Genomic DNA, 7,069 nt, shown 5'->3' on the forward strand with positions numbered 1-7,069 from the left:
GTCGTCTGAAAATTTTCAGACGACCTTTTGTTATTGCAGGGAGAAGACAAACGATTGTGGAATCAACTCTGGAAACGGTATCAGCCGCCGTAACGCAGCGCGGTGGCGGTGGCGAAGTTGGGGATGCTCTGCACCGGCGGCGAGAAAATCAGACATGTCGGCATCGGTGAGGATGGCGGTCGAGTCGGTAAACAGGATGCGTTTCAGGCGGGCAGTAAAAATAAAATCTGTGTGAAATTAATATCATTATTCTGCTATACTTAAAAACACTTTCTTAATATTGACTATCCGTTTGGAGAAAAAAATGTCCGAAAATACACCTCTGCAATCCTCTCGTATTACCGATGACAAACGACTTGTTGCCTCTGTTTTGGCGTTCTTTTTGGGTTGCTTCGGGGTGCATAAATTTTATTTGGGCGTAAACAAAGTCGGTATTATCTACCTGTTGATTTGTATTTTAGGTTCGGTTATTCTCGTTGGTCCGATGATTATTTTTGTTTTCTGTATCATCGACATCGTTAAATACCTGAAATGTACGCCGGAAGAATTTGAACAAGTTTATGTTATCGGTAAGAAAGAGTGGTTTTAAGCATTGGCTGATGCCTTTGAATTTTGAGCGGAACGATAGCGCGAAGTTTCAAATATTCAGTACATCTTAAAAACCAACAAAAGGTCGTCTGAAAATTTTCAGACGACCTTTTGCTATTGCGGGGAATGAAACGGCTAACCTGAAAACGGCATCAGCCACCCATAAACCAGAATTTCAACGCCCACAATACGGCGACTATCCACACCATAGGCGGCACGTCTTTGACGCGGTTGCATAAAAGTTTAATCACGGCGTAGCTGATGAAGCCGAAGGCGATGCCGTCGGCAATCGAATAGGTGAACGGCATGAACACGATGGTCAGGAAAGCGGGGGCGGCTTCGGTCATGTCGTCCCAGTCGATTTCGCGCGCGCTGCGCAGCATTTGCGCACCGACGTAGAGCAGCGCGGGCGCGGTGGCGAAGCCGGGGATGCTCTGCACCAGCGGCGAGAAAATCAGACACGCCAACATCAATACGCCGACGGTTACGGCAGTCAGACCGGTGCGGCCGCCTGCGGACACGCCCGCCGCGCTTTCGACATACGGTGTGGTCGAGGACGTACCCAGTGCGGCACCGGCAACGATGGCGGTCGAGTCGGCGAACAGGGCACGCTTCAGGCGGGGCAGTTTGCCGTCTTCCAGCAGGCCCGCGCGGTGGGAAACGCCGACCAGCGTGCCGGTGGAGTCAAACAAATCAACCAGGAAAAAGACGAAAATCACGCTGATTATGCTGATTTTAAAGAGACCGTTGAAATCCATCTGCATGAAAGTCGGCGCGATGCTCGGAATTTCGCCGACCACGCCTTTAAAATCGCTCAAGCCCAGTAGGGTGGAAATGGCTGTGATTGCCAGAATGGTCAGGATAATCGCCCCTTTGACGCGGAAATGCCCCAAAGCCACCACCATGGCGAAGCCTGCCAGCACCAAAAGCGCAGCAGGTTGGTGGATGTCGCCCAGTTTCACCAAAGTCGCCTCGCTGGCGATGATGATGCCGGAACCTTTGAGCGCAATCAGCGACAGAAACAGTCCGATACCGGCGGCAATCGACATTTTCAAACCCATAGGCAGCGCGTTCACCAGCATTTCACGCACTTTGAAAAAGCTGAATAAAATGAAAATGATGCCGGAAACGAATACCGCGCCCAAAGCCACCTGCCAGGACACGCCCATGCCTTTGACGACGGCGTAGGTGAAATAGGCGTTCAAGCCCATGCCCGGCGCGAGCGCAATCGGATAGTTGCCGACGAAGCCCATCACGAAGCAGCCGATGGCGGAAGCGATGCAGGTGGCGACGAATACTGCGCCCATGTCCATGCCCGTTTCGCCGAGAATCAGCGGATTGACGATGATGATGTAACACATGGCGAGGAAGGTGGTCAGACCTGCCGTCAGTTCAGTGCGCACATTCGTGCCGTTTGCGCTTAAATTGAATATGCGCTCCAGCACATTTTGATTTGAAGTAGTCATGATTTATGCTTTTCAAAAAAAGGAAAATTTGCGGGCGGTATTATACTGAAAACGCCCTGTCGTCGGGTGAAAAATTGTCAACATTCTACTTGGGGCAACGTGCTGCCATTCCCGCTGTGTCTGTGCGTATAGTGGATTAACTTTAAATGAGAACAGGGCAGAGCGTGAGGTCGTCTGAAAATCCGAGCGGCGTTTTCAGACGACCTTTGCCCTTTGAATACGGCGGCAAACACGGAAAGGTCGTCTGAAACCGTGTTCTGAATACATTGTCCGCACTGGCGCGCAAGCGTAAAATTTCCGTTTTCCCAAAATGTGCCACACTCATGGAAACCGCCCTGCTCCTCGCCGGCAAAATCACCGAGCTGACCCTGATTGTCCTGATGGGCATGGCGTTGGTGAAATCCAAGCTTCTGAATTCCGAACACAGCCGCACGCTCTCCGTCATCGCGCTCTACCTCATCAGCCCGTCGGTGATGATTCACGCCTTCCAAATCGAGAACACGCCCGACATCATTGACGGGCTGAAACTCTCGGTCGCCTTGGCGGTCGTGTTCCACATCCTGCTGATTGCGCTGGGCAGGCTTTTCAAAACCCTGTTCAAGCTCGATACGCTCGAACACGCCGCCACGGTTTACACCAATTCCGGCAATCTCATCATCCCGCTGGTGATGTCCATTTTCGGACCGCAATGGGTGATTTACACCAGCGGCTTCATCATCGTCCAAATGTTCCTTTTCTGGACGCACCTGCGCCTGCTGCTTTGTGGGCGCGGCAATCTTGCGTGGAAAACCGTACTCACCAACATCAACATCCTTTCCATTTTTATCGGCGTGTTCATGTTTGCCTTTCAAATCAAACTGCCGCACATCATCGACAACACGCTCGCCACGATTGGCGGCATGATAGGTCCGGTCGCCATGCTCGTTGCCGGAATGCTGATTGCCTCGCTGCCGCTCAAAGAAATCGTCCTCTCCAAACGGATTTACCTCGTCGCCTTCCTGCGTCTGATGCTTATCCCGCTGATTCTGCTGGTGTTTGTCAAAGTTTCAGGCATTACCCACTTAGGCGGACACAGCGATACCGTCGTCCTCATCAGCTTCCTCGCCACCGTCAGCCCCGCCGCGTCCACCGTTACCCAAATGGCGATGGTTTATGGTCAGAACGCTCGTAAAGCCAGCGCGATTTACGGCATCACGACGCTGCTGTGCGTCATCACCATGCCGCTGATGATTGCGTTGTATCAAGCGATGGTTTGAAAGGGTTGGGTCAAGAAAAAGGTCGTCTGAAACACCTCGAACAGGGTTTTCAGACGACCTTTTCTTGCTACAATCCGTTTTTTATCGTTGCCATTATCATGAAAACCAGCGTCTGCCTCTCACTATTGTTCCTGCTCGCCGCCTGTCATCCCAATGCTGAAGTCGCCGATACCGCCGCGCCGACCACGCGCAAGCCTTCTTATTTTGAGTCCGACAAACGCCAAGCCGCCACGCTGGTCAAAACGCAAACGCCCGCGCTGCCCGCCATCCGCAGCCGCGCCGATTTCGATCTGCTTTCGCGCGTTTACGAACAAGACAGCGAATACGAAATCCCGCATATCCTCTTCCTTATCGACCGCGAAGACAACAACCGCACCGACTACATCAACACGCCGAAATACCGCCTGCACGAAACCTATCTCGCCGAGATTTTGAAGCCGATGCCGACGCGCAAAGAATTGTTCGAACAATACTGCAGCCCGAACCGCCGCTTCCTGTTTGGCACCATCAGTTGGCAGAACAGCACTCAAGAATACGTTTACGAATTTTGGGAAGGCGACAAAATCACGCCCGAATTGCTGAAATTGGCAGAAGGTCGTCTGAAAGACAGTTTCTTCGCCCCGCTGCGCTACAAAACCAATTCCCTGTGGCAGGAAACCGTTGCCGCGCAAAGCAAAGTCCCCTTCGTAACCCAAGAAAGCCTGATACAGAATTTTCCTTATTCACCGTTGCACAGGGGGAAAGCGGTAGGCACATTGCGCGTCATCACTCAGGAAGACGACCTTTACGATGTCGGTGCGGACGACATCATCATCTTGAAAGAAGTGCCGCTGGTGTTGCCGCCCGTAGCAGGCATCATCAGCGAAAAACCGTCCACCGCGCTGTCGCATGTGAACGTCTTGGCGCGCGGCTGGGGCATTCCCAACATCTACCTCAAAGATGCCGAAAAAATCCTCGCGCCCTATATCGGCCGCCGCATCGAATTGGCAGCCGACGCGAAACAATATCGGGTCGCCCAAACCAACCGAAACACAGCCGCCAAAACCTTTTCAGACGACCTCTCCCTGCCGCAGCCCGACACTACCGATTACAGCCTGCGGCCGCTTGCCAACTTGCGCCGTGAAGACAGCCGTTACTGCGGCAGCAAAGCCGCCAACCTCGGCCATATCCGCGCCCATATCGCAGGCAGCAACGTCCCCGACGGGTTCTGTATCCCCTTCGCCTACTACCGCGCCATGATGGACAAACTCGGCATCAACGCGGCAACACTGGCGCAAATCGAAACACAAAGCGGCGGCGACAACCGCAAACGCCGCACCGCCCTGCTCGCCTTGCAGAAAAAAATCACCGATGCCGAAATCCCGTCCGAATGGAAACGCACCTGGGCGGAACAATGGCGCAGCCAGTTAAACAGCAAAGGCGTGTTCGTCCGCAGCTCGTCCAATTCCGAAGACCTGCCGAATTTTAGCGGCGCAGGACTGTACACCACCGTGCCGAACGTAACCGGCGAAAACGCGCTGGCAGAAGCAGTGAAACAGTCTTGGGCTTCCGTCTTCAATTACAGCGCGTACGAAGCCCGCCGCATCGCCGGACTGCCGCACGACAGCGTGAAAATGAGCGTCTTCGTCCAACAAAGCATCAATGCCGACCTCTCCGGCGTACTCGTTACCGTCAATCCCTACGATACCGCGCAGAAAAACACTTCCTACATCGCCGCCAAACGCGGGCTGGGCATTCGCGTGGTCGAAGGAAAACGGGTGGCGGAACAAGCCGTTTACAACCGCCGCAACGACGCCGTACAACGCCTCAGCTCCTCCAACGAAACCACCGCGCTGCAACTGGATGAAAACGGCGGCGTCAGGGAAGTACCGATAACTGGCGGCAACGTCATGAACCACGACCAAATCCGCCGCCTCGACCAAGCCGGACAGCAAATCAAACAGCTTTTCGGCAACGGCGAACAAGACATAGAATGGGCTTTCGCAGGCGGCAAACTCGTCATCCTTCAGGCAAGGCCTTATTTAAACGGCAGACGGTAAAGTGGGAAAGGGAAGAGGTCGTCTGAAAACGCGGCTTCAATGAAGTTCAAAACCAAAATCTAGCAAAGGAAACATCATGAATTATCAGGATTTCATCAGCCAAACCGAAGCACAATACGGCATCTCCCTGCCCAACCTATACAAACGCCTCGCTGCCGACGGTATGTTGGACTGGGGCGAATTGGGTAGCAAATGGTATAGCGAAACCTTTCCCAAGTTGCTCGAACATCCGCCTTTACTGCTGGTCGGCTCGGAATTTGAACTGCCTTACGCCGACGAATTGCAGGGAATCAACGAACAGCTATGCGACGACAGTGAATGGATGAGTTTGAAACCCGAATACCGTGGCAAACTCATCGCCTTTGCCGAAGCGGGCAACGGCGATTACTACGCATTCGATTACCGACAAGAAGGCGGGCCATGTATCACACGTCTGTATCACGACGACGACTTCAGCGTAGTAGAAGCCGCAAACTTAGCAGACTTCATCTTCCGCAGACTGCTGCAAGCCCAAGCGGACTATTTCCCCGAAGAAGATACTTCCCCCGAAGACTACCGCAGGCAACTGTTTGCTCAATTGGAAAGCCACCGACCCTACCTCTCCACTGAACAATATGAATTCCTCCGGCAAACCTATCAAAAACCCTATCAAAAAGACCGATGGGGCGGATTGTTCATGTTGAGTGACGAAGAAACCAAAGCCGCCGAACAACAGTTCATCTCATGCGAACGGCTGGACGAAGAATTCGAACCTTTCGACTACGACTAGCGGGTATATTGGTTTCGGTTTAAATCAGGATAAAAATACGAAAGAAAAAAGATGTAAGAAAACACCGCATTATTTACATAACAGGCGTAGGTTGAAGTGAAAATCCAACTTTCACAAAGGTCGTCTGAAAGTTTTCAGACGACCTTTGCTTCGTATTCGTTACAATAGCTGTTTTGCTTACTTGGAATTTCTATGTACATAAAATTATTTTCTGCATTGTCAATTTTGTTATTTACATTTAATTGTAATGCTTTTTCCAAAGCCCCTGATGCAGATGGTGTAGTTAGCATCAGGATGATAGATAATACTCCGTGTCTTTATATTGACAGACCTGACTTGATTGGCGCGTATTTCATAGATATATCTCAAGTTTTTTCAGAAAGTATGGATAGCATGCTCTATGAGGCAACATTTGAAGAAAATTACCCGACTAAAGAAAAATGTATTATGTTGAATTCTTCAAACTTTCCAAATCTAAAATTAGAAGATAGGCAAGTTTATGCAATTAGGCTGCGTCCTGATCCAAATAAAAATGAACAATTAAGGATAGAGCCGAATTTCACTGGTTTTGGAGATACAATTTGCCTTAAAAAAGATCAAAATGGTCATTTTAGGGTTCAAGATTATACTAGAGGTCAATGTGTAGATAGAGTTTCTATCCAAACTGAACAGGAATCTTTAAAGGAAAATAAAGGAAGTTGGTTTGATCAGTTCATTGAGTGGCTAAAAAGCTTACTATCATGATTCGGATTATCTTAAATTAGAAAAGCGTAGATTGAGTTAGAAACCAAACTTCTATCAAGGTCGTCTGAAAACCTCCATTCAGACGACCTTTCTACCGTTTATCCCATTTGCTTTACCGTTGATGACGTTCAAGTTACCATACGAACCTCATTGTCATCTTTAAAATCAACGCCATGACTGCCCGCCAATCCTACCACCTCACCTTCG

Annotated in this window: 8 protein-coding genes; 5 read left to right on the forward strand and 3 right to left on the reverse strand. The window is 50.7% G+C overall.

Annotation, left to right across the window (positions count from 1 at the left end; all coding sequences use genetic code 11):
- Window positions 1-30: 30 nt before the first annotated feature.
- The gene (locus tag HMPREF3050_RS15095) at window positions 31-156 is read right to left on the reverse strand and encodes a hypothetical protein (protein ID WP_283122375.1); all 126 of its coding nucleotides are present in this window, start codon (window positions 154-156) and stop codon (window positions 31-33) included.
- Window positions 157-304: 148 nt separating this feature from the next.
- Between HMPREF3050_RS15095 and HMPREF3050_RS01630 the strand changes: the two genes are divergently transcribed.
- The gene (locus HMPREF3050_RS01630; protein WP_049229547.1) at window positions 305-589 is read left to right on the forward strand and encodes a TM2 domain-containing protein; all 285 of its coding nucleotides are present in this window, start codon (window positions 305-307) and stop codon (window positions 587-589) included.
- A 151-nt stretch (window positions 590-740) separates the two neighbouring features.
- Here the strand turns inward: HMPREF3050_RS01630 and HMPREF3050_RS01635 are convergent, their stop codons facing one another.
- Window positions 741-2,054: an NCS2 family permease gene (locus tag HMPREF3050_RS01635; protein ID WP_070773223.1), complete on the reverse strand. Its 1,314-nt coding sequence runs from the start codon at window positions 2,052-2,054 to the stop codon at window positions 741-743.
- Between the two features lie 142 nt (window positions 2,055-2,196).
- Window positions 2,197-2,379, reverse strand: coding sequence for a hypothetical protein (locus HMPREF3050_RS13060; RefSeq protein ID WP_094113283.1), 183 nt, complete (start codon window positions 2,377-2,379; stop codon window positions 2,197-2,199).
- On the opposite strand from HMPREF3050_RS13060, the gene HMPREF3050_RS01640 reads away from it, so the two are divergent.
- The 4 genes from HMPREF3050_RS01640 to HMPREF3050_RS01655 all read left to right on the forward strand — a co-directional run bounded on the left by HMPREF3050_RS01640 (window position 2,378) and on the right by HMPREF3050_RS01655 (window position 6,862).
- A complete protein-coding gene (locus HMPREF3050_RS01640) occupies window positions 2,378-3,310 on the forward strand; it encodes an AEC family transporter (RefSeq protein ID WP_070773226.1) in 933 nt (310 codons plus the stop codon). The genes HMPREF3050_RS13060 and HMPREF3050_RS01640 overlap by 2 nt on opposite strands.
- Entirely contained in the window at window positions 3,307-5,349 is a 2,043-nt protein-coding gene (locus HMPREF3050_RS01645) for a PEP/pyruvate-binding domain-containing protein (protein WP_246830201.1), read from the forward strand. The genes HMPREF3050_RS01640 and HMPREF3050_RS01645 overlap by 4 nt, the downstream gene beginning before the upstream one ends.
- Window positions 5,350-5,425: 76 nt before the next feature.
- Window positions 5,426-6,118 carry an SMI1/KNR4 family protein gene (locus HMPREF3050_RS01650; RefSeq protein WP_070773224.1) on the forward strand — a complete coding sequence of 231 codons (693 nt, stop codon included), beginning with the start codon at window positions 5,426-5,428 and terminating at the stop codon, window positions 6,116-6,118.
- Between the two features lie 192 nt (window positions 6,119-6,310).
- Window positions 6,311-6,862, forward strand: coding sequence for a hypothetical protein (locus HMPREF3050_RS01655; RefSeq protein WP_070773225.1), 552 nt, complete (start codon window positions 6,311-6,313; stop codon window positions 6,860-6,862).
- The last annotated feature ends 207 nt before the right edge of the window (window positions 6,863-7,069 follow it).

This window comes from Neisseria sp. HMSC065D04, assembly GCF_001815675.1.
Classification (GTDB): Bacteria; Pseudomonadota; Gammaproteobacteria; order Burkholderiales; family Neisseriaceae; genus Neisseria.

Bases quoted from the DNA above. Each gene is read 5' to 3' on its own strand.
- HMPREF3050_RS15095 (WP_283122375.1), bottom strand. From the start codon at position 156: ATGTCTGATTTTCTCGCCGCCGGTGCAGAGCATCCCCAACTTCGCCAC.
- HMPREF3050_RS01630 (WP_049229547.1), top strand. From the start codon at position 305: ATGTCCGAAAATACACCTCTGCAATCCTCTCGTATTACCGATGACAAA.
- HMPREF3050_RS01635 (WP_070773223.1), bottom strand. From the start codon at position 2,054: ATGACTACTTCAAATCAAAATGTGCTGGAGCGCATATTCAATTTAAGC.
- HMPREF3050_RS01640 (WP_070773226.1), top strand. From the start codon at position 2,378: ATGGAAACCGCCCTGCTCCTCGCCGGCAAAATCACCGAGCTGACCCTG.
- HMPREF3050_RS13060 (WP_094113283.1), bottom strand. From the start codon at position 2,379: ATGAGTGTGGCACATTTTGGGAAAACGGAAATTTTACGCTTGCGCGCC.
- HMPREF3050_RS01650 (WP_070773224.1), top strand. From the start codon at position 5,426: ATGAATTATCAGGATTTCATCAGCCAAACCGAAGCACAATACGGCATC.
- HMPREF3050_RS01655 (WP_070773225.1), top strand. From the start codon at position 6,311: ATGTACATAAAATTATTTTCTGCATTGTCAATTTTGTTATTTACATTT.